The 23,799-nt window shown below is 37.6% G+C and carries 22 protein-coding genes and 1 other annotated feature; of the genes, 7 read left to right on the top strand and 15 right to left on the bottom strand.

Going from position 1 to position 23,799, the window contains the following annotated elements:
• Positions 1-51 precede the first annotated feature (51 nt).
• Positions 52-1,362 (bottom strand): diaminopimelate decarboxylase, encoded by a 1,311-nt coding sequence (gene lysA, locus IGL93_RS05900; protein ID WP_025192682.1) that lies wholly within the window; start codon positions 1,360-1,362, stop codon positions 52-54.
• Between the two features lie 197 nt (positions 1,363-1,559).
• Between lysA and IGL93_RS05895 the strand changes: the two genes are divergently transcribed.
• Positions 1,560-3,440 carry a fructose-bisphosphatase class III gene (locus IGL93_RS05895; protein WP_010775826.1) on the top strand — a complete coding sequence of 627 codons (1,881 nt, stop codon included), beginning with the start codon at positions 1,560-1,562 and terminating at the stop codon, positions 3,438-3,440.
• Between the two features lie 154 nt (positions 3,441-3,594).
• Entirely contained in the window at positions 3,595-4,482 is an 888-nt protein-coding gene (locus IGL93_RS05890; RefSeq protein WP_024041745.1) for a serine hydrolase, read from the top strand.
• Between the two features lie 50 nt (positions 4,483-4,532).
• Here IGL93_RS05890 and IGL93_RS05885 read toward each other — a convergent pair whose 3' ends face one another.
• The 10 genes from IGL93_RS05885 to IGL93_RS05840 form a co-directional block, all read right to left on the bottom strand.
• A complete protein-coding gene (locus tag IGL93_RS05885; protein ID WP_033921470.1) occupies positions 4,533-4,943 on the bottom strand; it encodes a hypothetical protein in 411 nt (136 codons plus the stop codon).
• Positions 4,944-5,017: 74 nt separating this feature from the next.
• A complete protein-coding gene (locus IGL93_RS05880) occupies positions 5,018-5,653 on the bottom strand; it encodes a V-type ATP synthase subunit D (RefSeq protein ID WP_002357673.1) in 636 nt (211 codons plus the stop codon).
• Positions 5,654-5,657: 4 nt separating this feature from the next.
• Positions 5,658-7,034: a V-type ATP synthase subunit B gene (locus tag IGL93_RS05875; protein WP_002357674.1), complete on the bottom strand. Its 1,377-nt coding sequence runs from the start codon at positions 7,032-7,034 to the stop codon at positions 5,658-5,660.
• Positions 7,027-8,808: a V-type ATP synthase subunit A gene (locus tag IGL93_RS05870; RefSeq protein ID WP_010775823.1), complete on the bottom strand. Its 1,782-nt coding sequence runs from the start codon at positions 8,806-8,808 to the stop codon at positions 7,027-7,029. The genes IGL93_RS05875 and IGL93_RS05870 overlap by 8 nt, the downstream gene beginning before the upstream one ends.
• Before the next feature lie 17 nt (positions 8,809-8,825).
• Positions 8,826-9,137 carry a V-type ATP synthase subunit F gene (locus IGL93_RS05865; protein WP_002357676.1) on the bottom strand — a complete coding sequence of 104 codons (312 nt, stop codon included), beginning with the start codon at positions 9,135-9,137 and terminating at the stop codon, positions 8,826-8,828.
• Positions 9,127-10,128: a V-type ATPase subunit gene (locus IGL93_RS05860; protein WP_002366645.1), complete on the bottom strand. Its 1,002-nt coding sequence runs from the start codon at positions 10,126-10,128 to the stop codon at positions 9,127-9,129. The genes IGL93_RS05865 and IGL93_RS05860 overlap by 11 nt, the downstream gene beginning before the upstream one ends.
• Positions 10,129-10,144: 16 nt before the next feature.
• Positions 10,145-10,726, bottom strand: coding sequence for a V-type ATP synthase subunit E (locus IGL93_RS05855; protein WP_002365627.1), 582 nt, complete (start codon positions 10,724-10,726; stop codon positions 10,145-10,147).
• A gap of 16 nt (positions 10,727-10,742) precedes the next feature.
• Positions 10,743-11,216, bottom strand: a complete 474-nt coding sequence (locus tag IGL93_RS05850; RefSeq protein WP_002363905.1) for a V-type ATP synthase subunit K — start codon at positions 11,214-11,216, stop codon at positions 10,743-10,745.
• A 27-nt stretch (positions 11,217-11,243) separates the two neighbouring features.
• Complete coding sequence (locus IGL93_RS05845; RefSeq protein WP_033789277.1) at positions 11,244-13,223, bottom strand: V-type ATP synthase subunit I; 1,980 nt, start codon at positions 13,221-13,223, stop codon at positions 11,244-11,246.
• A complete protein-coding gene (locus IGL93_RS05840) occupies positions 13,213-13,536 on the bottom strand; it encodes a V-type ATPase subunit F (protein ID WP_002381927.1) in 324 nt (107 codons plus the stop codon). Before IGL93_RS05840 ends, IGL93_RS05845 begins: the two co-directional genes overlap by 11 nt.
• Positions 13,537-13,652: 116 nt before the next feature.
• Positions 13,653-13,700 (bottom strand) — a sequence feature (sodium ion sensor (DUF1646 type); this cis-regulatory element may regulate processes involved in with the transportation of sodium ions).
• Positions 13,701-13,908: 208 nt separating this feature from the next.
• On the opposite strand from IGL93_RS05840, the gene nrdI reads away from it, so the two are divergent.
• Positions 13,909-14,352 carry a class Ib ribonucleoside-diphosphate reductase assembly flavoprotein NrdI gene (gene nrdI / locus IGL93_RS05835; RefSeq protein WP_002389303.1) on the top strand — a complete coding sequence of 148 codons (444 nt, stop codon included), beginning with the start codon at positions 13,909-13,911 and terminating at the stop codon, positions 14,350-14,352.
• Positions 14,353-14,410: 58 nt separating this feature from the next.
• Entirely contained in the window at positions 14,411-14,590 is a 180-nt protein-coding gene (locus IGL93_RS05830) for a hypothetical protein (protein ID WP_002357684.1), read from the top strand.
• Between the two features lie 65 nt (positions 14,591-14,655).
• On the opposite strand, the gene IGL93_RS05825 is transcribed toward IGL93_RS05830, so the two are convergent.
• Entirely contained in the window at positions 14,656-16,005 is a 1,350-nt protein-coding gene (locus IGL93_RS05825; protein ID WP_002357685.1) for a glucose-6-phosphate isomerase, read from the bottom strand.
• Positions 16,006-16,186: 181 nt separating this feature from the next.
• Complete coding sequence (gdhA, locus tag IGL93_RS05820) at positions 16,187-17,533, bottom strand: NADP-specific glutamate dehydrogenase (RefSeq protein ID WP_002384561.1); 1,347 nt, start codon at positions 17,531-17,533, stop codon at positions 16,187-16,189.
• 137 nt (positions 17,534-17,670) lie between these two features.
• Here gdhA and IGL93_RS05815 point away from each other — a divergent pair, with 137 nt between their 5' ends.
• Entirely contained in the window at positions 17,671-18,957 is a 1,287-nt protein-coding gene (locus IGL93_RS05815; RefSeq protein WP_010775821.1) for an NAD(P)/FAD-dependent oxidoreductase, read from the top strand.
• A 40-nt stretch (positions 18,958-18,997) separates the two neighbouring features.
• On the opposite strand, the gene abc-f is transcribed toward IGL93_RS05815, so the two are convergent.
• A complete protein-coding gene (gene abc-f / locus IGL93_RS05810; protein ID WP_025192681.1) occupies positions 18,998-20,464 on the bottom strand; it encodes a ribosomal protection-like ABC-F family protein in 1,467 nt (488 codons plus the stop codon).
• Positions 20,465-20,709: 245 nt separating this feature from the next.
• Between abc-f and IGL93_RS05805 the strand changes: the two genes are divergently transcribed.
• On the top strand, positions 20,710-21,216 hold the full coding sequence (locus IGL93_RS05805) for a hypothetical protein (protein ID WP_002357693.1): 507 nt from the start codon (positions 20,710-20,712) through the stop codon (positions 21,214-21,216).
• 25 nt (positions 21,217-21,241) lie between these two features.
• Here IGL93_RS05805 and IGL93_RS05800 read toward each other — a convergent pair whose 3' ends face one another.
• Positions 21,242-22,636 carry a 6-phospho-beta-glucosidase gene (locus IGL93_RS05800; protein WP_010775819.1) on the bottom strand — a complete coding sequence of 465 codons (1,395 nt, stop codon included), beginning with the start codon at positions 22,634-22,636 and terminating at the stop codon, positions 21,242-21,244.
• Between the two features lie 141 nt (positions 22,637-22,777).
• Here IGL93_RS05800 and IGL93_RS05795 point away from each other — a divergent pair, with 141 nt between their 5' ends.
• Entirely contained in the window at positions 22,778-23,776 is a 999-nt protein-coding gene (locus IGL93_RS05795; RefSeq protein WP_002360405.1) for a LacI family DNA-binding transcriptional regulator, read from the top strand.
• Positions 23,777-23,799: the final 23 nt, after the last annotated feature.

Here is a 23,799-nt window from a genome sequence, read left to right as displayed (position 1 = left end):
TTTTGAAAAAAAAAGCAGCCGTCTCAAAAAGAGGCGGCTACTTTTAATCTATCAACAATCCAACGTTGTCATATCTTCATATGTCTCACGGCGAGCAACTAATTTTGCTTGTCCATCTTCGACAAAAACCACCGCTGGTCGAGGATTTCGGTTGTAATTACTTGCCATTGAATAACCGTAAGCCCCCGTACTACTAATGGCCAATAAATCCCCTGCTTTAACTTCTGGCAATAAAATATCTCGAAGTAAGACATCTCCTGATTCGCAATATTTACCAACCACTGTGACTTTCTTGATTGAATCATGCCCATCACGATTCGCTAGAAAACCATCATAAACTGCTTGATACAAAGCAGGCCGTATATTATCACCCATGCCACCATCTACGGAAACAAAATGACGAACACCAGGAACCTCTTTTTGCGCGCCAACTGTATATATCGTTGTGCCCGCTTCGGCAATTAAACTGCGGCCTGGTTCAATCCAAAGCTCAGGCAGTGGATACCCTAATTGTTCACAATGACCTTTCAAGGAATAAACAATTTTTTCAACAAATGTTGCTGGTGCTAATGGCTCATCTTGCTGCGTGTACTGCACACCAAAACCACCACCCATATTTAAAACACGTGCTGTAAATTGATGGACTTGCCGCCAGTCTTCTAAAATAGTGAACATTTTTTCAACAGCAGCTAAAAAGCCTTCCACAGCAAAAATTTGCGAGCCAATATGGCAATGGACCCCTTGCACATCAAAAGAGGGATTTGATAAAAGGCGAACGAGCGCTTCTGTTGCCTGGCCACTTGCAACATCAAAACCAAATTTTGAATCTTCTTGGCCTGTCAAAATGTAATCATGTGTTTCTGCATCCACGCCAGGACTCACCCGAAAAAGAACTTTTTGTGTTTGGTTTCGTGTAGCTAATAATTCTTCCAACAAGTCAATTTCGTAAAAATTATCAATGACAATTGTACCTATTTTGTTATCCAAGGCGTAACGTAATTCTTCAGGGGTTTTGTTATTTCCATGGAACTCAATTTCCGCTGGCTCCATGCCCCCTTTTAAAGCTGTGAATAGTTCTCCACCAGAGACAACATCGCAAGCAATATCTTCTTCCTTTAACACTTGATAAATAGCTAAACAACTAAATGCTTTACTTGCATAAACCACTTTATTTTTGATACCTAATTGATTTAACGTTTGTTTAAAACCACGTGCCTGCGCGCGAATATGAGCGACATCATAGACAAATAACGGCGTCCCGAATTTTTGCGCCAACTTTACGGTGTCACAACCACCGATTTCTAAATGATTTTCCCGATTCATTTTTGCTGTACCAAATAACATGTTTTCCCGCCCCTTCATTTTGTTTTATTAAAAATCATAGCATAAAACCCAGTAGCTTCCTATAATTTTCCACATTTTTCTCTGACTTTCTCCTGTTGCTTTTTTTCGCCAAATAGCCTACAATAATTGGCATACGAATAAAAAACCTTTATTATCAAGACTTTAATCTTTTAAATCAAAATTGGTATATACGAAAAAGAAAGAAGGCAGATGACTTGGCTACACTGAACCGCGATCAACAAATTGAAGAAATTATTAATTTGGAAGCAATTTTGAATTTACCGAAAGGAACAGAACATTTTGTCAGTGATTTACATGGTGAATTTGAAGCTTTTGACCATATTTTAAGAAATGGTTCTGGGCGAATCCGAGAAAAAGTTCAATTTTTATTTAAACAAGAATTAAATGCCCATCAGATGGACGAGCTTTGTTTTATTATCTACTATCCAGAAGAAAAATTAACACTTTTAGAAAATGAAAGCGCCCTCTCTTATGAATGGTGGCTATTAACGATTCGCCGTCTGGTTGAAATCGTCCGTTCTTCTTCGATGAAGTACACACGTTCTAAAGTTCGCAAAGCCCTTCCTGAAACCTATGGGTATATTCTCGAAGAATTGATTTATCAATATGATGAAACAACAACCAAAAACGGTTACTATCAACAAATTATTGAAAAAATTATTTTACTAGGTGAAGCCAAACGTTTCGTGACAGAATTAGCTTATCTAATCCAACGTCTGATTATCGATCACCTACATGTTATTGGGGATATCTATGACCGGGGGCCAGCACCAGATAAAATTATGGACCGATTAATGTCCTATCACTCCTTGGATATTCAACTAGGCAATCACGATATGATTTGGCTGGCTGCTTATAGTGGTTCACTGGCTTGTTTAGCCAATGTAGTACGTATTTGTGCTCGCTATGGAAATTTAGATTTGTTAGAAGAACGTTATGCTATCGATTTAACCGCCTTAAAAAAATTTAGTTTAGAAACATATAAAGATAATCCTGCTTTTGCACCCAAGAAAAATCCCTATCGTGCGTTAACTGAAGCTGAAAAACAAGTAGCGATGCGTGTGCAACAAGCCATTGCCATTATTCAAGAAAAACTAGAAGGGCAAATTATTGGTCGACGCCCTGATTTTAACTTGGCACATCGGCTACGCTTAGATAAGATTCAAGGGGAAACTATTACTTTTGACGAATGTCGTTATACATTAATTAACAGCTGTTTCCAAACCGTTTCTGAAGAGCAGCCTTACCAATTAACACGTGAGGAAAAACAGATAATTGATGATTTATTAACGCAATTTCAGTCTTCGCCGCGGTTAACAAAACACATGCGCTTTCTAATGGAAAAAGCTTCTCTTTACCTTGTGTATAATCAAAATTTATTGATTCATGGCTGTCTGCCTCTGAATGCGGACGGTACTTTTCAAGCTTATACATTTAAAGGCCACTCCTATTCAGGAAAAGCTTTAGTTGACTTCTTTCAGGATATGTTAGAAGAAGCTTACGCTCAGCCTGCTATTACAGATGACTATGCGACAGATTGTTTATGGTATCTTTGGTGTGGCGAAGGTTCCTCATTATTTGGCAAACGAGCTATGAAAACCTTTGAGCGTTATTTTCTCGCTGAAAAAGAAACACATTACGAAGAAAAGAATCCTTACTACTCTTTGCGTGATACGGTTGAAGTTTGTGAAAGAATCCTAGATGAATTTGAAGTGACTGGTGAAAATCGACATATCATTAATGGCCATACACCAGTTAAACGAACAAAAGGCGAATCGCCAATCAAAGCAAATGGCACGCTTCTCGTAATTGACGGCGGCTTTTCAAAATCTTATCAGACAATTACTGGAATTGCTGGTTATACATTGTTGTACAACTCGTTCGGGTTACAACTGACCGCGCATAAATCTTTTTCTAGTAAAGAAACAGCCATTTTAAATAATCAAGACATTCATTCCATCAAACAAGTCATCGATCGCCCCTTACAGCGGCTATTGGTGAAAGATACCACTATCGGTAAAGAGCTATTAAAGCAATCGCAAGCACTCCAAAAACAAATGAAACAAAACCAGTAGTGCCGTTAAAAAGACGCTTGCACTCTTATCCGAAAAATGATTAAATGGAGGAGTTGAGAAAAATATCTATTAGAGAAACGGAAAGGGTTTTACATTGAACAAACAGCAACTCTCACTTTACAGCACCATTTTCTTTCTTTGCTTTTTCCTAATTGTGGGCTTCTTCTTCTCAAGTCGTGGCGAAGATTATGCCAAAGAATCTGAACAAAAAGTTACAATTGATTCCGCCAAACATGAGAAACATACGAAAGACAAGGAAGAAAACAATTCAGCAAATACAGTATTTTTTGATAAAATAAATGACCTGCTCGTCGCTTCTGTCAAAGAATTTGAAGGAACGGTCGGGATTAGTTATTTGGATTTAGAAACTGGCGAACAACGTTCCGTGAATGGCCAACATGAATTTTATACAGCTAGTACTATTAAAGTGCCACTGACGATGCTAGTCGCCGACACGGTTGCTTCTGGTCAAAAAAAATGGACAGACCTGATTCCCTATAACGCCGAAGAAGATTATGAAGAAGGAACTGGGATCATTGCCTATAATATCCAACCAGAATATCCATTAAAAACTTTACAAGAATATGCCATCACCTATTCTGATAATATCGCTAAAAATATGCTCTATGACACATTGGGTGGTGATGCAAAAGCAAAACGAGAAATGTATCAGCGTTATTTGCACAAGACACCTTCGATTGAAGAGCCAGAATTTTCTTCTGAAGATGCGCTTGTTATTCTACAAAAATTATATACTGAAAAAGCAACGAAACCAGATTACCAAGCGATTTATGATTCTATGAAACAAAGTGTTTTCCATGAAAGAATGGAAACTCCCACAACCCAAGGAAAAGTTGCTCATAAAATTGGTTCCTATGATGAATTTATTCATGATATGGGGATTTTAGAAACACCTCACCCCTTTGCTTTAGCAATTTTTACTAAAGGACCTGATAATGCTAAGAGTGCTGCGTTTATTGCTTCAGTGACAGATAAGTTATGGCAATTACAGGTGTCTGAATATCCTAATGATAACAGTTAAGAAAATACCCTTGGTTTATTAAGACGACTTAATAAACCAAGGGTATTTTTTTATTGTTTGTTATCATTATCCGTTTGTACAGACAACAACTTCGTAAAACGTTCTGCCAACATTTGGTGGGCATCAATTTTTTTGGTTCCTTGTGCTTTTGCTGCAAAACTAGCAAAGTTTAAGCCGGCCCCAAATAGTTGTAACGCACCGTTGCCTAAATCTCCCTTTTTAAGAGCTTCAAGCCCATCTTCGATAAATTGGTTACTTTCATCTAAATGACACTCAGGAAGATATTTCACGCCGTGATGATATCGTTTTACATTCAGAATAATTTGCTTCGCGGCTTCTTCTGAAATAGCCGCTCCCAAGTTTAACAGTAGCTCATTGATTGGTTCCACCAAGTGAGCATAGTCACTTTCGTACTTTTGACAATTCAGTGCAATCGCTTTGCGGCGTTCTTCATTTTTCATTTTTTCCACTCCCTTTTTTATTAAAAACGAGCACGAAAGCTACCAACTGGCTTCGCACTCGTTCTTTCTAACCATTAATTTTCTTTGTTCATGCTTTTAATTTTAATTAGACGTGTAATTTCGCCACGTTCATTTTCTTCTAATTTCATTTGAATGTAGTAAATTGTTTCTTCTAATTGTGGAATCGTCATATACTCTAAGGCGTTGACACGACGACGCGTTTTTTCAATTTCTTTTGATAATAATTGGCACGTCTTTTCAACATTTGCAAGTGCTAATAATTTCGGTAAAATGCTTGAAATTTTAGCAAAAGCTTGATCAAGCTCGCTGTTTGAATTCACATAGCCATAATCTAAGGGTGCTTCTTGAACAGATTCATCGTAATCAAAAATCATTTTAGGAACTGGCACACTTAAGATGTTCTGTTCAATAATTTCTAATTCAACTTTTTCGGCTGGAATTGCCACTAACTCTTCAATAAAGGCTTCGTTCAACGTTGCGTTTGCCAATACAAAATTTGATAACGCATCCGTCACTTCTTGTTCAACCTGAATACGTAACTCATTGTTTTCTTTGACTAGCGCAATAAACCGTCGCATCAATTCATCTTGTTTGTCTTTCAGCAACTTATGACCTCTCGTGGCCGTAGTTAACTGTTTTTTCAATCGGGAAAGTTCCATACGGGTTGGATTAACATTTAATCGAGCCATTTTTCTACTTCCCTTCAGTTAAATATTGATCGAGCATATCCTCTTTAATTCGTTTTAGTTCTGTTCTCGGTAGCATACTTAATAGTTCCCACCCAAGATCTAACGTTTCTTCAATCGAACGGTTTGTATCGAATCCTTGATTGACATATTCTTCTTCAAAACGTTGGGCAAAAGCTGCGTAAATTTTATCGACATCGGAAAGAGCTGATTCTCCTAAAATGACAGCTAATTCTTTGGCTTGTTTCCCTTGTGCATAGGCTGAGAACAATTGATTCATCGTCGCTGCATGATCCCCGCGCGTTTTGCCTTCGCCAGTTCCTTTGTCTTTAAGACGGGAAAGTGATGGCAAGACATCAATTGGTGGTTGGATACCGCTCTTATATAGTTCCCGGGACAAGATAATTTGCCCTTCTGTAATATAGCCAGTTAAATCGGGAATTGGATGTGTTTTATCCTCCTCTGGCATTGTTAAAATAGGAATCTGTGTTACGGAACCTTTTGAGCCACGAATTCGGCCTGCCCGTTCATACAACGTTGCTAAGTTCGTGTAAAGATAACCTGGGTAACCACGACGTCCTGGAACTTCACGGCGTGCTGCTGAAATTTCTCGCAACGCTTCGCAATAATTGGTCATATCCGTCATGATAACTAAGACATGCATGCCCTTTTCATAAGCTAAATATTCAGCGGCTGTCAAAGCCATTCTAGGTGTTGCAATCCGTTCAATGGCTGGATCATTCGCTAAGTTCATAAACAAGACTGAACGATCAATTGCGCCTGTTTGACGGAAATCTTCCATAAAATATTCCGCTTCTTCAAAGGTAATCCCAATGGCCGCAAAAACTACGGCAAATTCTTCTTCACTATTTAACACGTTGGCTTGTCTGGCAATTTGTGCCGCTAATTCTTTATGAGGTAAGCCAGATGCTGAAAAAACAGGTAATTTTTGACCACGAACTAAGGTGTTTAAATGGTCAATCGCTGAAATTCCTGTTTGGATGAACTCATCGGGATAATCACGAGCAACTGGATTGATAACTTCGCCGTTAATATCTAATTTTTTCTCAGGTAATAATTCTGGTCCATTATCTTTTAAGCGACCTAAGCCGTCAAAAACGCGCCCCATCATATCTGGCGAAACCCCTAATTCTAAAGGATGTCCCAGAAAGCGAACTTTTGAATCACGAATATTGATGTTACTCGTTCCTTCAAAAATTTGGACCATCGCTTTATCTCCATTGATTTCTAAAACTTGCCCTTGGCGAATTTCGCCATTTTGCATGCGTACTTCAATTAATTCTTCGTACTTTACGCCTGCCACTTTTTCAACAATCATCAGAGGACCAACGACTTCATTGATTGTACGATATTCTTTAATCATTCGTCATTCCTCCTTCAGCAATGATTTCTTTTATCGTTGTTTTAATTTCTGCTTGTAAACGATCCAATTTTTCTAATTCTTCTTCTGGTAAATACTTGCTACGAGCAATGCGATCGCGGATTTCAACTGTTCCCGCCATTAACTCAGAGAAATAAGTGCCTAAACTTAAGGCTTTTTGACCTTCTTCACCAAAAGTTAGAATCAATTGCAACATTTTCGCTTGTTTGGTTCGAGAAGTGAACGTATCCACGTCATCAAAAGCATTTTGTTGCAAATAGTCTTCCCGTAATGATTTGGCTGTTTCCAACGTTAAACGGTCTTTATCCGACAAGGAATCAATCCCAACCAAGCGAACAATTTCTTCCAGTTGAGATTCCTCTTGTAAAATCCGCATCCCTTCAGCTACCATAGCGGCCCAGTTTCCTTGCAATTCCAAGTCTAAATATTGCCCTACTTCTGTGGAGTAAAGAGAATAACTTTGCAACCAGTTAATAGAAGGAAAATGACGCTTTTGTGCTAATTGAGAATCTAAGCCCCAGAATACTTTAACCACGCGTAACGTATTTTGGGTGACAGGTTCTGATATGTCCCCACCAGATGGCGAAACCGCACTAATCGCTGTAATGCTTCCTTCACGATGATCTTTTCCTAACGCGATGACTTGTCCTGCTCGTTCATAATATTCAGCTAAACGGCTACCTAAATAGGCTGGATAGCCTTCATCACCAGGCATTTCTTCTAACCGGCCACTCATTTCTCGTAACGCTTCTGCCCAACGAGAAGTAGAATCCGCCATAATTGCGACTGAGTAACCCATATCACGGAAATATTCTGCAATGGTAATCCCTGTATAAATCGAGGCTTCCCGTGCCGCTACCGGCATATTTGACGTATTCGCAATTAAAATCGTCCGATTCATCAAAGACTCACCAGTTGTTGGATCAATTAATTCTGGAAATTCATTTAAAACATCTGTCATTTCATTCCCGCGTTCTCCACAACCAACGTAAACGACTAAGTCGACATCGGCCCACTTAGCAATTTGGTGCTGAACGACTGTTTTTCCAGCGCCAAATGGTCCTGGAACTGCTGCCGCTCCGCCTTTCGTAATTGGGAAAAAGGTATCAATTACGCGTTGTCCGGTCACCATCGGTACTTTGGGACTTAGTTTTTCTAAAATGGGACGTCCCCGCCGAACGGGCCATTTTTGCATCATGCTAAAACTTTTTGTTCCTTTAGCCGTTTCCACTGAATAAACTGTTTCATCAATGGCAAAGTCCCCTGCTTTAATTTCGGCAATCGTTCCTGAAACGCCGAAAGGCACCATAATTTTATGTTGAATAATCGGTGTTTCTTGAACCACACCGACGATGTCACCTGCCGACACTTCTTCACCAACTGCCACAGTCGGTTCAAACGTCCATTTTTTCTCACGATCTAACGCATCAATTTTAACGCCACGGCCTAAAAAGTTACTGTGGGTTACTTCTTGAAATGTATCCAATGGTCGTTGAATACCATCAAACATTTCGGCAATTAAACCTGGGGCTAATTCAACAGATAATGGTTCTCCTGTTGAAATAACTGGTTCTCCTGGTCCAATGCCTGTTGTTTCTTCATATACTTGAATCGAAGCGACGTCGCCTCGCATTTCAATAATCTCTCCGATAACGCCTAAATCTCCTACATGACAAATGTCTTGGATACTAGCATCTGACATGTTTTCAGCTAAAATCAAAGGACCTGAAACTTTGACAATTTTTCCAATTTGCACGCTCATTCTCCTTTGCATTATAAAATATTTTGTCCAATTGCTTTTTCAACATTTTTTTCAATCTCACTTAAACCGATTCCGATTGTACCATTATGACTTGGGATTAAAATAATCGCTGGTGTCACTTGTTCTTTGTATCGTTCAATCGTTTCTTCTGCTAAAGTAGAGGCTTCTTCCGTTATGAAAATGACCCCAAACTTATTTTTTGCCATAGTTTCAATGGCTTCTCTAACTTGCATTTCTGAAATGGCATGATGGACCTCAAAGCCAAACAGTTTAAATGGTAAGATTGAATTTTTGTCTCCAATGACACCAATTTTATACCCCATTGACTTTTCGCATCCTTTCTCGAATTTTTTCATTTGAAAACCCACTATGTTTTCCGACCAAAATTAAACGCAAATTTTTCCATTCAACTTCTTTCGCATTCAAAAAGGCTAGTAATGGGAGCGGCCCAAAAGCGACCGTTCGACCGTTTTCATACATTGAGGTCAGGTAATCATCTTTGAGTTTTTCAAAAGCCAATAAATTTAATTCATTGGTTTCTTTATTGATAATCTTTTCTAATAGTTGTCCGTAATTCGTTGTTCTGACAAATGCTGTAAATTCTACAAGTGACTTTTCCGCATAGGTCAACAGCTCTTTCTTTGAGATACTGCCAGCACTAGAAAGCACGGTTGATAAAAAGTTACTGTTTTGATGTTGAACAATCCCTCTAGCCATCGTTGATAGATTGGTTAAATCAATAAAAGCGATGACTTCCTTCGTTAACTCTTCATAGCCCAATTCATCCGCCAATTTTCGTTGTTGCTGTAAAAATGCTCGATCATAAAGGATATCAATTGCTTGTGGCAAACCGCCTTCTTCCAGATAGGCAAAAACATCACGGATCACTTCTAATAATGCTGGCTCAAGTTCGGAAGAGTTTTTTGTATGAATGGCACTTTTGACTGTGTTTAGAGAATAACGACCATCCTCTAAATAAAGATAATCAAAATCTTTACCTGTTTGCTCAGCTTTCGTCAAAATTTTCAAGTTATGGAAGGTAAAACGCATCGTATACAACGTTACTACAGCTGGTTCTGGAGCCATTTCATATAACCAGCGATAAAGATTTCCCAGCGCTTCAGAAGAATGGTAGTCAAATTTTTCTTCAAAAGTTTCGGTTAAATAAGGTTGATAAACCGTACTTTTTAACATATTTTTAACGTCTTCAACTGTTTCCGCTTCTAAAAGTTGTTGAAACTGTTGCTCAGAAAGCAGCTCCGTTTCTTTTAAACGAATCAGCGGATTAATTTGATGATACGTTGGTTTTCTCATGCTACGTCCTCCCTTCTTAACTGAAAAGTTTTTCTGCTACTTTAAAGCCTTCTGTTTTTTGAATCTCTTCAACTAATGCTGAAAAGAGAAAATTATAATCCAAACCGTCTTTTGCAACGATAAAGCCACTTTCTTTTGGAACAACTTCCTCTGAAAGCTCCCATTGAACAGTAGCATCAGAAAGGGCGGTCAGCCATTCTTGCGTCACTTTCGTTTGAGAATACTCTCCTAAAAGAATGGTCGCTTTTCCTGTTAATTCAAGTGAACCTAATTGTGCTTTCATAAATTGTTGAAATTCTTCCGCTGACCATTCACTCATCTTTAAGACCACTTCATCAAATAATTGGTTAAGATATGCTTGTTTTTTATTTAATGCATCCTGACGAATTTCTAGTGTTTGCCGTTGTTGGCGTTGTTTAAATTCTTTTAATAATTGTTGTTGTCGTTTTTCTATTTCATGTTCTTGCTTCAGCAAAATTTCTTGTTGTGCTGCTTGGAATTCTTGATCGATGCGCGTTTGTTCACTGGTGACATAGGCTTCGACTTCTTGCTTTCCTTGCTGCTTAATTTCACTGATGATTTTTTCAATGGCATCCATCCATCTGCCTCCTCAATTATTTGACGTTCAATACAAGTAAGAAGGAAATTACGAACCCTAAGATGGCATAAGTTTCAACCATGGCAGCATAGATAATTCCTTTTGTTGCATGTTCTGGTTTCTTCGCTAAAATTTGAATCCCCGCAGCGGCCACACGACCTTGGGCAATCCCAGAGAACAATCCTGCAAAAGCAATTGGTAAAGCTGCTACAAAATAGTTCAACCCTTGAACCATACTCATATCGTTTCCTAAGTTAATATAAATTAAGAAAGCAATAACGAAACCGTATAGTCCTTGTGTACCTGGTAATAACTGTAAAATTAACGCTTGACCAAATTTTTCTGGCTGCTCCGTCGTTAAAGCTGCTGCTGCTTCCCCAGTAAAGCCAACCCCTTTGGCTGATCCAATCCCAGCAAAAATTGTCGCCATCGCCATTCCTAATACTGCAAAAACAATTCCACCATTATTATTAATTAAGTAATCCATCATCTCTATTTTCCTCCAATAAATAATTTTCTATTTTTTCTCAACATTGACATACTTTTCTTTTGTTTTTAGCGGATTAAACGCCCGGCCACCGCCTGTGTAAAATTTTCCAAAGAACTCAACATATTGCAAACGTGCGCCATGAACATAAGCACCTAATAACGATAAGAATATGTTTAACGCATGTAAAACAATTAACAGCAAGATGCCCACACTAAAACGGGCAACTGGCGGCATGAACTCTACGAGCATATTAAACGCTGAAGCAATACTTCCCCCAGCAATTCCTAACGCCATCAAACGTGTATAACTAACTAAGTCACCGACATAACCTGTCACGCCGTATAGTCCATACAGTCCTTTGGCTAAACCTTTTAATTTGGCCTTCGATTGAATCATTGGAATCACAATAATTGCAATGGCAGAAAGACTAGCTAAAATCGCACCTGCTGTAAATAAGCCTTCATTTTTAACCACTAATTTACCAACGACTAACAATGCTAAACCAAACAAAATCCCTAACCAAGCGTAACTTTCGTTAATACTATCTAAATAGCGCTTTTGTTTTGATAACTGAATCCCATTAATCATTAAACCGACAACCAATTGGATAAACCCAAAAATAACCGATAAAATAAGAATCGTATTTACATCTTCGGTCGTTGATAAAATCGGAAATGGTGATTTGATTCCAAACATTATTGGCGGTAATGCTGCACCGAAAAACGAACCGTAAATGAAGCCCCAAATAATTGTTGGAAATGATAAAATCAAGAAAAAGTCGGCAAAACGTTTCATGCCTCTCGGTAAAACAAATGCTTTCAAAGCAATAATAGACAAGAGTAGCATCAGTAAGCCATAGCCAATATCCGCTACCATCATGCCAAAAAAGACTAGATAAAACGGCATCATCGCAGGTGTCGGATCAACTTCTTCATATTTTGGTAAGCTATACATCTCTGTTAACATTTCAAACGGCTGCACCAATTTATTATTCGCTAGTTTAACTGGTATATCCGTCTCAATTTCCGCCTTCGTAGGATTTTCAAAAGTAAGAGCTATTTCGTCCTTAGGAACTTTTTCTTCAATCGCTGTCAAAATCTCGGCTTTTTCTTCGACTGGAATCCACGTTTGCAAGATGAAAAATGATGAAGCATTTAACAAATGTTGACGTGCTTGTTCTCTTTGGATAACCGCCAACAAGACTTCTTCAGCCAAGCAAAACGTTTCATAAAAATCATGATAAGAAGCCAGTTGTTGCTTTAAGGCTTTTTCTTCTTTTTGTAAAATTTCATATCGTTCTTTGACTTGTTGATATGCCTCTTTAGGCGGAACATCATAACGGTATTGGAGTGGTTCAAAGCTATATTGGTTTAATAACTCGGTTACACTCTGCTGATGTTCCTTCAGGTAAACGAGTGTAAAGTAACTATGATGCATACTTTGATAAATTTCTTCAAAATAAACCGTTGGCCATTGAGACAAAGCGCTCAAGAAACTGGCTTTATTGGCTAGATTTATCGAACCATGAACGACATAACTACTTTTTAACTGTTGTTTGTGCGGTAGAACATCCAGATATTGCCAGCGGCCTAATAATTCTTCTTCGGCTTCTAATCCTTGACGATCCGTTTGAATTTGTTTCAAAGATTCTTGAATATTCTTTAATTCCGTCAAATAGCTTTGTAATGTTTTTTCATCAAAGGTTTGTTCCAACTCTTCTAAGGTATAGACTTTTCTTTTTATCTTTAACCCTTTTCCTGAAGAGCGTGTCAAAAATAAAAGAAGCTCTTGCAATTGTTGTAGCATCGTTTCATATTTACGTAGCTGTTCAGTTGACTGTTCTGCTTGTAAAAAAGAATATTGACTCTTTAAGGCTTGTTCTTCTTCAGGCGAATGAAAAATCCGTTTTACTTCGACAATTTGCAAGCCTTGAATGGCTTGTAGAATTGCTGCTTCTTTTTCGGCAGCGGCAATTATTGTCATTTTTTCCATTTTACTAACTGCCATAAACGTCTTTCACCCTCTCAATAATTGAATCAATGACTTGTTCTTTGTTCGCTTCGTAACGTTCGTGAAGCGCTTGTTCAGTGCGCTTTGTTTCATCTAAAAGTTGTTCTTTTTCAAGTTGTAACATCTTTTCTTGCGTTGCTAGTGAATCCGTCAGCACTTTTTCAACAGCTTCTTCACTCTCTTGACGTAGTTCAGCTAAACGTTCTTGCTTCTGTTCTTCATATAAACGACAATTCATCTTAGCTTGTTGCCGATGCTCTTCCACCGCATCTTCCGCTGCTTTGATTTGCTCTAGTACTTCTTGTACCATTGTCTCCACCTCCTTAGTTTTTACACCTTTAGCATATAAGAAAAAGGACTAGCGAAATAGAGATACGCTCAGCCCTTTTGTTTTAGGTATGCAAAAAGGCGCAAACTCAAAAATTGTTCTTCTCACCCCTTGAAGAACTGAATCCTTGAAGCTTTCGCCCAACCATTCTTTATTCAATACTCTACCATCTTAGCAAAGTTTTTCGCAAAATTCAATACTTACCCAAATGAATTAAAATAACAAATTTTCACTTTTATAATAGGTAATAAAAAGGCATTATTTTTTTCGCTTTATAATTATTGATCTTGAATTTTTTTCACATAGATGTGCTATACTTACGTAAACAATTAAATTTATTTGGAGGGATCTCTGATGAATATACGATATATTTCAATCTCTGGTAATACGCGCTCATTTGTTCAACGTTTAACAACTTATGCTGAAGAGCAACATCAGCAAAACGAAAAAAATCCTACGATTACTTTCAAAGAAATTTCGGAAAATTCTCCGTTAGAAGTAGAAACAGAACCATTTTTTACCTTTGTGCCTACCTATTTAGATGGTGGCGATGGCATCAACAACGGCAATACCGAAATTTTAACAGAAGTCATGCGAGAATATCTTGCTTTTGAAAATAATTATCGTTATTGCTCTGGCGTGGTGGGCAGCGGCAATAAAAACTTTAATCACCAATACTGCCTGACAGCTAAACAGTATGCGGAACAATTTAACTTTCCCTTCTTAGCTGACTATGAATTAAGAGGCACCCAAGCGGATATTGAACGAATTTATGCTATTTTAAAGGAAAACCAATAAGCAAGTTTCATTACTAAAAAGCTCACCTATGATAGACTACATTTTGAGGTGAAGAAAAATGAGAAATACATGGTTAGCAGAACAACTTCAGTCAATCAGTGAAGAACCCAATTCTTTTATTATCGAGGAAACCATCAAATATATTGAACAATTAGAAGATGATAATGAAAGTCTTCAAGTTGCATTGGAAGGAACTATTTGGAGTCCTAAAAAATGGAACGAACCTTTGGAAAAATAATTTAAACAGAAGAAAAGAGCCAGAAACGTAAGTGTTTCTGGCTCTTTTCTTCTGTTATTTACAAATTATAGACGTGCATTTAAATCTTTTGCTAATTCTTCAAAACCTGGTTTACCTAATAAAGCGAACATGTTGCGTTTGTAAGCTTCAACACCTGGTTGGTCAAATGGATTAACCCCATTTAAGTAACCTGAGATGCCCACTGCAATTTCGAAGAAGTACATAACATAACCTAATGAATAAGCATCCATTGTTGGCACTTTAACGATCATGTTTGGCACACCACCATCTGTGTGAGCAAGCAACGTACCTTCGAACGCTTTTGTATTGACGAAGTCAATTTCTTTTCCTTGTAAATAGCCTAGGCCATCTAAGTCTTCATTTTGTTCTGGAATTGAAATGCTATGGCGTGGATTTTCAATTTTAACTACTGTTTCAAATAAGTTACGCATACCTTCTTGAACATATTGACCCATGGAATGTAAGTCAGTTGAAAAGTCTGCGGCTGCTGGGAAAATACCTTTGCCATCTTTTCCTTCTGATTCACCGTATAATTGTTTCCACCATTCAGAGAAATAGTGCATGCCAGGCTCATAGTTAATTAACATTTCAGTTGTTTTACCTTTACGATATAAAATGTTACGTAACGCAGCATATTGATAGGCTTGGTTTTCTTTTAAGTCGCTCGTTGCGCCGTATTCTTTACGTGCATCATTTGCACCTTCCATTAAACGATCAATATCAGCACCGCTAACAGCGATTGGTAAAAGACCTACTGGCGTTAAAACAGTGAAACGGCCGCCCACATCATCAGGAATCACAAATGTTTCCCAACCTTCCGCATCAGCTTCAACTTTTACTGCTCCTTTAGCACGGTCAGTTGTCGCATAAATACGTTTATTGGCTTCTTCTTTGCCATATTTATTAATTAGTAACTCTTTAAAGACGCGGAAAGCAATCGCTGGTTCTGTCGTCGTTCCAGATTTTGAAATAACGTTGACAGAAAAATCACGATCACCAATCACATTGATTAAATCAGCTAAATAAGTTGAGCTGATGCTATTTCCAGCAAAGAAGATTTGTGGCGCTTTCCGTTCTTCTTTTGATAATAGATTATTAAATGAATGTGTCAAAAATTCAATTGCTGCACGGGCACCTAAATATGAACCACCGATACCAATGACTACTAATACCTCAGAGTCAGATTGAATTTTTGCTGCTGCTTTTTTAATGCGCGCGAATTCTTCTTTGTCATAGTTTTCTGGTAAATCAATCCAGCCAGTAAAATCATTACCAGCTCCTGTACCTTCACGTAATGCTTTGTCCACTGCAGTGACTTGTGTTTGCATGTATTCCAATTCATGGTCAGCAACAAATGGTGCTAATTTGGAATAATCTAATTGAATGTGTGACATTCCTTTTCCTCCTCGAAAGTAAACTTACTACATGTATACTTTACGTGTTTTTAGACATTTTTTCAAGCAAATTCTTTTGGATAGACCAATTGTTTAATTTTAACTATTTAATTAGAGATATTTATTCTCTTAATCAAACAAACCAATAAAAAATGCTAGGAAATCCTAGCATTTTTTGTTATTAAACAAGTCCTTGACTCAGCATCGCTGCCGCTACTTTTTCAAAGCCAGCAATATTCGCACCTAAAACAAAGTTATCTCGTGCCTGATATTCGTTAGCTGTATCACGACAAGTCTCATAAATGTTTTGCATAATTTGATCTAGCATACCGTCAACTTTTTCAAAGGACCAAGCTAAACGTTCAGCATTTTGGCTCATCTCTAATGCAGAAACCGCAACACCACCTGCATTAGCGGCTTTACCTGGACAATAAATTACAGCTGATTTAGCAAAAACGGCGACTGCTTCTAGTGTACAAGGCATATTTGCGCCTTCTGCCACGACTTTCACTCCATTTTTCACTAAAATAGCGGCTTGCTTTTTGTTGATTTCATTTTGTGTTGCACATGGTAACGCAATATCATACGCTGTTTCGAAATCCCAAACAGATTCTTTGTCATAATAAGTTGCGCCTTTACGTGTTTCAACATATTTTGAAATGCGTTCACGATTTTTTTCTTTTAGTTCTTTTACTAACGCCACATCAATTCCTTCTGGATCATAAACAAAACCAGACGAATCGGAACATGTGATTACTGTAGCGCCTAGCTCAATTGCTTTTTCCATGGCATAAATTGCGACATTCCCGCTACCAGAAACAGCGACTTTTTTGCCTTCAAACGTATCGTTTTTATCTGCTAATAAATGTTTAACAAAATAAACCGTTCCATAACCCGTCGCTTCTGTTCTTGCTTGGCTTCCCCAGTATCCTAAAGGTTTTCCAGTCAACACTCCTGCATCATAGTTGCGCAAGCGTTTATACATGCCAAACAAATAACCAATTTCACGAGCGCCTACGCCAATATCGCCTGCTGGAACATCTGTACTTGGACCAATATGTTTTTGAAGTTCGGTCATGAAACTTTGACAAAAGCGCATCACTTCAGCATCTGACTTACCTTTTGGATCAAAATCACTACCGCCTTTGCCGCCACCGATTGGCAAACCAGTTAAACTATTTTTAAAAATTTGTTCAAAGGCCAAAAACTTCATCACACTTAAATTCACACTTGGATGAAACCGCAAACCACCTTTGTATGGTCCAATCGCTGAATTATATTGGACACGATAGCCTCTGTTCACATGCCAATTGCCCTGGTCATCTTGCCACGGCACACGAAATTGAAAAATACGTTCAGGTTCAATCAAGACACCTAAAACATTTGCTTCAATGTATTGAGGATTTTTTTCTAAAAAACCTTCTACGGTTGGTAAAAACTCATCGACTGCTTGTAAATATTCTGTTTGACCTTGGTCTAATTGGTGAATCTTTTCTTGAATATTTTTAACATATTGTTCTGCGTCCATTTAATCATCCTCTCATTGTTATAGGTTTATTTTAACTGAAAATTCAAAAATTACCATAGTCAAACGTTTATTTTTTCCTTAAATCCAGAAAAAATCCTGTAATTATGGTACACTACCTATTGAATTGGAGGAGAACTATGAAGAAATTTGATGTAATTATTGTCGGTGCTGGGACGAGTGGTATGATGGCCACGATTGCGGCCGCAGAAGCTGGTGCTCAAGTATTATTGATTGAAAAAAATCGCCGTGTTGGGAAAAAATTATTAATGACTGGTGGCGGTCGCTGTAATGTAACCAATAATCGGCCCGCAGAAGAAATCATTTCATTTATTCCTGGGAATGGAAAATTTTTGTACAGCGCATTTTCACAATTTGATAACTATGATATCATGAACTTTTTTGAATCCAATGGTATTCACTTAAAAGAAGAAGATCACGGACGCATGTTCCCTGTTACAGATAAATCGAAGTCAATTGTTGATGCGCTATTTAACCGCATTAACGAATTAGGAGTCACTGTTTTTACAAAAACACAGGTCACAAAATTACTACGAAAAGACGATCAAATAATTGGCGTTGAAACCGAACTGGAAAAAATTTATGCACCATGTGTTGTATTAACAACTGGCGGCCGCACTTATCCTTCCACAGGAGCAACTGGTGATGGCTATAAACTAGCCAAAAAAATGGGGCATACCATCAGCCCTCTCTACCCTACCGAATCGCCTATTATTTCTGAAGAACCTTTTATCCTTGATAAAACGTTGCAAGGTCTCTCTTTACAAGATATTAATTTAACTGTTTTGAACCAAAAAGGAAAACCTTTAGTTAATCATCAAATGGATATGCTGTTTACACATTTTGGCATTTCAGGACCTGCCGCGCTCCGCTGTTCTAGTTTTATTAACCAAGAATTAACTCGCAACGGCAATCAACCTGTCACGGTAGCCTTGGATGTGTTTCCGACAAAATCTTTTGAAGAAGTGCTGAAAAATGTTGATTACATGATTGAGGAACAGCCAAATAAAGTGGCAAAAAATGCCTTTCATTCTTTAATACCAGAACGTCTGCTTACTTTTTATCTAGAGAAACTAGCAATTGAAGAAGTGCCTGCCAAACAACTGACAGAAAAGCAACGTCTTTCCTTTGTGGAACTACTGAAAGACTTTCAGTTCACTGTTACGAAAACATTGCCCTTGGAAAAATCTTTTGTCACAGGCGGTGGGATTTCCCTCAAAGAAGTGACCCCTAAAACAATGGAGAGCAAATTAGTCAATGGTTTATTTTTTGCTGGTGAACTTTTAGATATTAATGGCTATACTGGAGGCTACAATGTTACAGCTGCATTTGTCACTGGATATGTTGCTGGCTCCCATGCCGCAGAAATTGCAGAATACACCTATTTACCAATTGAAGAAGTCTAAACAAAAAGTCGCTAAAATAGCGACTTTTTGTCTACTTTTTTTATTTATCAATAATTTTCCCGTTTTCTAAATAAATAGTGCGGGTGGCTACTTTTTCCACAAACGTTTCATCATGCGAGGTGAAAATTACTGTTCCTTGATAGGCACTTATAAATTCTTCAAGTGCTTGGATTGTCTCTAAATCAAGAAAATTGGTGGGTTCATCCAATAAGATGATATTATTTGGTTCTATAAATAATTGCGCCAAAGTAATTTTTATGGCTTCGCCACCACTTAGAGAAGATATCTTTGTCTGTAAATTTTCTTGTTGAAAACCTAGACGATATAAAAGTGAACGCACAATCTTTTCAGAATAATTTGTCCGCTTCAATAAATAAGTCAACAGTGGTTCATCATTTTTTAATCGATAATCTAATTGATGATACGTTCCTAACCGGACTTTGGGAGAAAAGTAAATGGCCGGGTGACGAGCTTTAATTTGTTGAAGGAAGGTACTCTTCCCAGCACCATTTTTTCCACAAAGTGCTATTTTTTCGTTTAAAGGAATTTGAACGTTCACTTGGTTAAGAATTGTTCGATTCTCATAAGCGAAAGTTAAATTTTCAATTCTAATTGGATATGGATTGTATAAAGAGAACTGATTATTAGTAGGAAAAATAATTTTTCGCTTTTGTTTTGCTTGCGCAACATCGGGTAATCTGTCAATTCTGGCATTAATCGCTTTCGCTTGTTTTTGGAGTGCTTTTTGTACGGTATCTTTTTGTTTAGAACCAGCTAAACGACTAGGTTTAATTTGCTTTTGTTTTTGTTTTTTTGAAACATGACTAGATTTTTGCGCTTGTGCTTGTTTCTTTGTGTAAGATTCCTGTAATTTTTTCTTTTCCTTTTGATACTGATGATAGACATTATATCGTGTTTGCTGTTCCAATTCTTTTTGACGACAATAGGCATCGTAGTTTCCTAAATATTCTTTGACATGTCCATCCGAAACTTCCCAAATTTTCTCTGCTAATTGATTCAAGAAAAAGCGATCATGACTAACAAACAAAACGGTCCCATAATAATACGTTAAATCTGCCACTAACAAATGACGATGTTCTTTATCTAAATGTGTGGTTGGTTCATCTAAAATAACCCCGGTTGGATACTCTGAAAATAATGTTGCTAAGCGTTTTTGGACTTTTTCGCCACCACTTAGTTTTTGATTTTTCTGATTTAGCAAACAGTTTTTGTCAGCTTTCTCTGATTCATTCGTTATTTCTTCAGCTACTTGTGCCAAGTAATGAAAGTCGTTCAATCTTTGAACTTTTCCTTTGTCTGATTGAATCTTACCCATAATTAAATTGAGCAGTGTTGATTTTCCTGCACCGTTTTTACCAATAATCCCAATTTTTTCATTTTCATATACAAATAATTCATCAATTTCTAGAATTGGTTTTCCCGAAAAGTGAATACTTACTTCTTTCAGATGAATACTTAATTTTTTCATTTTGCCTTCTTCTTTCATTTCTGAAACGAAAGAATCTTGGGTACGCAAAAAAGGACAGCCTAATCGCTATCCTTGTAGTTTCGTATAAAAGTACACACGTCACCCATGAATTTTAATTTCAGACTTTTTGATAAGATTTATTCAATTTATTTTGTCAAAAAGTCAATCCAAATTCTGATAGATGCCAACATACAATTATACCTCCTCGTTTAATTACTCCCACATTAACACCTCTGCTTCCTTTTGTCAATTCTGACCCTAAAATCAGAGAATCGGACTTTAGTAGGATACAATTTTACCGAAACTATGGCAAAATAAAGACGGAGGTGAAAACCATGAAGATTACATTGACACGAAAAACATCAGCTTGGGGCGCGTTACGCTATTTTACATTTTATAAAAATGGTGTGCATCAAGGGAAACTTTTTACTAATGTACCTATTGAAATTGAGGCTGATCCTGGGGATGTTTTAACGTTCTATGAAGGCTGGTTCCAATTTTATCGGCGCATTGAAGTTACTGAAGATACCAAAGAAATCACGATTATCAATTCTAAAAAATTGCAACATGTTTTTTATACCTGTGTCGTCTTATTTTTAATTTTAACGCTATTATTCCTTTCCGCACAGAAACTTTCGACGTTTATTATTGCTGAAATTTTAATTTACTCTGGTATTCAGTGGCTGTTCCGGCAACAAACCTATCATTTTACTGTCAAGAAAAAAACGGAATCCTTTGCTTCCTATTCTAAAAAAAGTATCGCACACTAAACGAATCTTTAGCGTGCGATATTTTTTAATTACTTTTCATTAATTCGGCCACATATGTGACTGTTTCTGGTTGTGTTTCTTCAATTTTATTAATCGCATCTGCAAAATTCGGTAAATGCGCTTTGTGGGCAATTAATAATTCGTCCAACAAGGTCTTCGCCATGACGCCGCCAGGAACTAATGGATTAATAGTGAAAGCATGCAATGCTGCGCCGTAATCACCATTGATGGCTGCTCGAATAACCGTTTCTTCCATAGCTTTCATATTTTGAATAATTCCTCGTGCTGCTGGCGGAAAGGCCCCCCAGTTGTAAGGTTCATGGCCATGTGCTGTCACAGGTCCAGATACTTCTACAACACAATCATACGGTAAATCAGTAATTGTCCCATTATTTTCAGTAGAAACAACCATATCCGTTCGTTTATCATTATAAATTGATGCAATCATTTCACAAGCTGCATCGCTATAGTGTGTGCCGCCCCGTTCTTCTAATTCTTTTGGTTTGTAATCTAGTTTGGTATCTTTATACAATTCAAACAGACGACTTTCCGTTTCTTTAACCACTTGTGCTCTTGTTTCGCCCCGTTCATACTCTTCGATGGAATGCTTCAACATCTCATCTTCAATATAATAATAGCGATGATAACCACATGGTAACATTCCTAAATCTTTTAACTGTTCATAATGGAACGGCGCATCAAAAATATTTTTCAAATGACTTTCTTGCTCTTGCTTAGGTCCGTAAATTAAATCAATGAGTTCTTGTGTTCGCTCTTGTCCTTCTTTGTCCCAAACGCGGTGCCAATGGAAATGATTAATTCCAGCAAATTTAAAGAATAAGTCTTCTTCTGGAATTCCCAGCATTTCGGCCGCTTGTTTTCTATGACCAATCGGCACATTACATAAGCCAACTGTTTTTTTCCAACCGCCATGTTTAATTGCAGCTTCCGTAACCATTCCAGCTGGATTAGTAAAATTCACTAACCAAGCATCTGGGCAAAGGCGTTTCATATCGTCAATAATAGCTAAAATGACAGGAATTGTTCGAAATGCTTTAAACATTCCTCCCGCGCCATTTGTTTCTTGGCCTAATACTCCATGGGACAAAGGAATCCGTTCATCTTTAATGCGAGCATCTAATAATCCTACACGGAACTGTGTTGAAACAAAATCCGCCCCTTTTAAGGCTGCTTCACGGTCCAATGTTAAATGAACTTCCCAATCTAAACCAGCAGCTTTAATCATGCGCTTCGCCATTGCACCTACGATTTCCAATTTTTCTTTACCAGCTTCAATATCGACTAACCAAATTTCCTTAATTGGCAGTTCATCTTTTCTTTTAATGTATCCTTCAATTAATTCAGGTGTATAACTAGAACCGCCACCAATTGTTGCAATTTTTAATGCTCCTCTTGTCATCCGTCTTCTTCCTCCTTGATTAAATTGTTATCGTTTACATATTTAGGATAAATTATGGGAATGTTCCCATGTCAAGCACTATTTTCAAAAAAATGTATGCTATACTTCTTATAAGAATACATTCCACTTTGGAGGTAAAAAATGACGTCTATCATTGATGTAGCAAAAGTTGCCGGTGTCTCGAAATCGACTGTTTCTCGCTTAATTTCTGGAAAAGGATATGTAAGTGCCGATAGTCAAGAAAAAATTCTCAAAGCAATGAAAGAATTAAATTATACCCCGAATTATGTGGCGCGGAATTTACGAGCAGGTGCCACAAAAACCATTGGCTTTTTAGCCCCTAGCTATTTAGGTTCCTTAGGTATTTTCTTGAATCGCTTTATTTCAATTGCAAAAAAATACAATTATTCCGTAACCTTATTTTTTACAGATGGCGATCAGCAGAAAGAAATTGATGCCTTGAACCAATTAAAATACAAACAATTAGATGGCTTGTTTTTATTGACACGAACAAATGAATGGTCGGTGATTGAGCCATACAGCGCGTATGGTCCTTTAGCAACCTGGCATCGTATCGATTCACCTAATATATACTCTTCCTACATTGATCATTACTCTGGTTATTATCGTTCCTTAGAATATTTACAACAACAAGGATACCAAAAAATTGGTCATGTCCTCGGTAATCCCGAAAATTTAAACACGCACGCACGAAAACGTGCAATGAAAGATTTTTATGAAAACACTCAGGCACCTTGGCAAGCTGAGTGGCTGATTAATGATCAGTATACTAACCATTCTGGTCGCAAAATTGCCCATTACTGGCAACAATTAACCGAAAAGCCAGAAGCTTTGGCCTTTTATAATGATCACGTAGCAGCTGAGTTTATTTCAGAACTTGAAAATCTAAATTATGCCGTTCCTCGCGATGTCGCTGTCATTGGCTTTGATAATAGTTATGTCAGTGAATTGATGCATATTACGACTGTTGATTATGCCATTCAGTATCAAGCCGAAAACTCATTTATTTACCTATACAACCAATTAAATCAGACGAACATTCCTGAAAAAAAATTAACCGTTCGTCTAGTTGAACGACGAACGGTGCCTAAAAAAGACCCGGCAGATCAGTCACTTTGACTGATTTACCGGGTCCTTTTAGA

It is taken from the genome of Enterococcus sp. DIV1328a (genome assembly GCF_050536905.1).
GTDB classification, from domain to species: domain Bacteria; phylum Bacillota; class Bacilli; order Lactobacillales; family Enterococcaceae; genus Enterococcus; species Enterococcus faecalis.
This window is presented reverse-complemented; position numbering and strand designations above follow the sequence as displayed.

Coding starts and splice junctions, on each gene's coding strand:
- IGL93_RS05830 (WP_002357684.1), top strand. CDS start 14,411: ATGAGAAATACATGGTTAGCAGAACAACTTCAGTCAATCAGTGAAGAA.
- IGL93_RS05845 (WP_033789277.1), bottom strand. CDS start 13,223: ATGGCAGTTAGTAAAATGGAAAAAATGACAATAATTGCCGCTGCCGAA.
- abc-f (WP_025192681.1), bottom strand. CDS start 20,464: ATGAAAGAAGAAGGCAAAATGAAAAAATTAAGTATTCATCTGAAAGAA.
- IGL93_RS05855 (WP_002365627.1), bottom strand. CDS start 10,726: ATGGATGCCATTGAAAAAATCATCAGTGAAATTAAGCAGCAAGGAAAG.
- IGL93_RS05885 (WP_033921470.1), bottom strand. CDS start 4,943: ATGAAAAATGAAGAACGCCGCAAAGCGATTGCACTGAATTGTCAAAAG.
- IGL93_RS05800 (WP_010775819.1), bottom strand. CDS start 22,636: ATGACAAGAGGAGCATTAAAAATTGCAACAATTGGTGGCGGTTCTAGT.
- IGL93_RS05840 (WP_002381927.1), bottom strand. CDS start 13,536: ATGGTACAAGAAGTACTAGAGCAAATCAAAGCAGCGGAAGATGCGGTG.
- lysA (WP_025192682.1), bottom strand. CDS start 1,362: ATGAAGGGGCGGGAAAACATGTTATTTGGTACAGCAAAAATGAATCGG.
- IGL93_RS05880 (WP_002357673.1), bottom strand. CDS start 5,653: ATGGCTCGATTAAATGTTAATCCAACCCGTATGGAACTTTCCCGATTG.
- gdhA (WP_002384561.1), bottom strand. CDS start 17,533: ATGGACGCAGAACAATATGTTAAAAATATTCAAGAAAAGATTCACCAA.
- IGL93_RS05815 (WP_010775821.1), top strand. CDS start 17,671: ATGAAGAAATTTGATGTAATTATTGTCGGTGCTGGGACGAGTGGTATG.
- nrdI (WP_002389303.1), top strand. CDS start 13,909: ATGAATATACGATATATTTCAATCTCTGGTAATACGCGCTCATTTGTT.
- IGL93_RS05850 (WP_002363905.1), bottom strand. CDS start 11,216: ATGATGGATTACTTAATTAATAATAATGGTGGAATTGTTTTTGCAGTA.
- IGL93_RS05875 (WP_002357674.1), bottom strand. CDS start 7,034: ATGATTAAAGAATATCGTACAATCAATGAAGTCGTTGGTCCTCTGATG.
- IGL93_RS05825 (WP_002357685.1), bottom strand. CDS start 16,005: ATGTCACACATTCAATTAGATTATTCCAAATTAGCACCATTTGTTGCT.
- IGL93_RS05795 (WP_002360405.1), top strand. CDS start 22,778: ATGACGTCTATCATTGATGTAGCAAAAGTTGCCGGTGTCTCGAAATCG.
- IGL93_RS05860 (WP_002366645.1), bottom strand. CDS start 10,128: ATGAGAAAACCAACGTATCATCAAATTAATCCGCTGATTCGTTTAAAA.
- IGL93_RS05865 (WP_002357676.1), bottom strand. CDS start 9,137: ATGGGGTATAAAATTGGTGTCATTGGAGACAAAAATTCAATCTTACCA.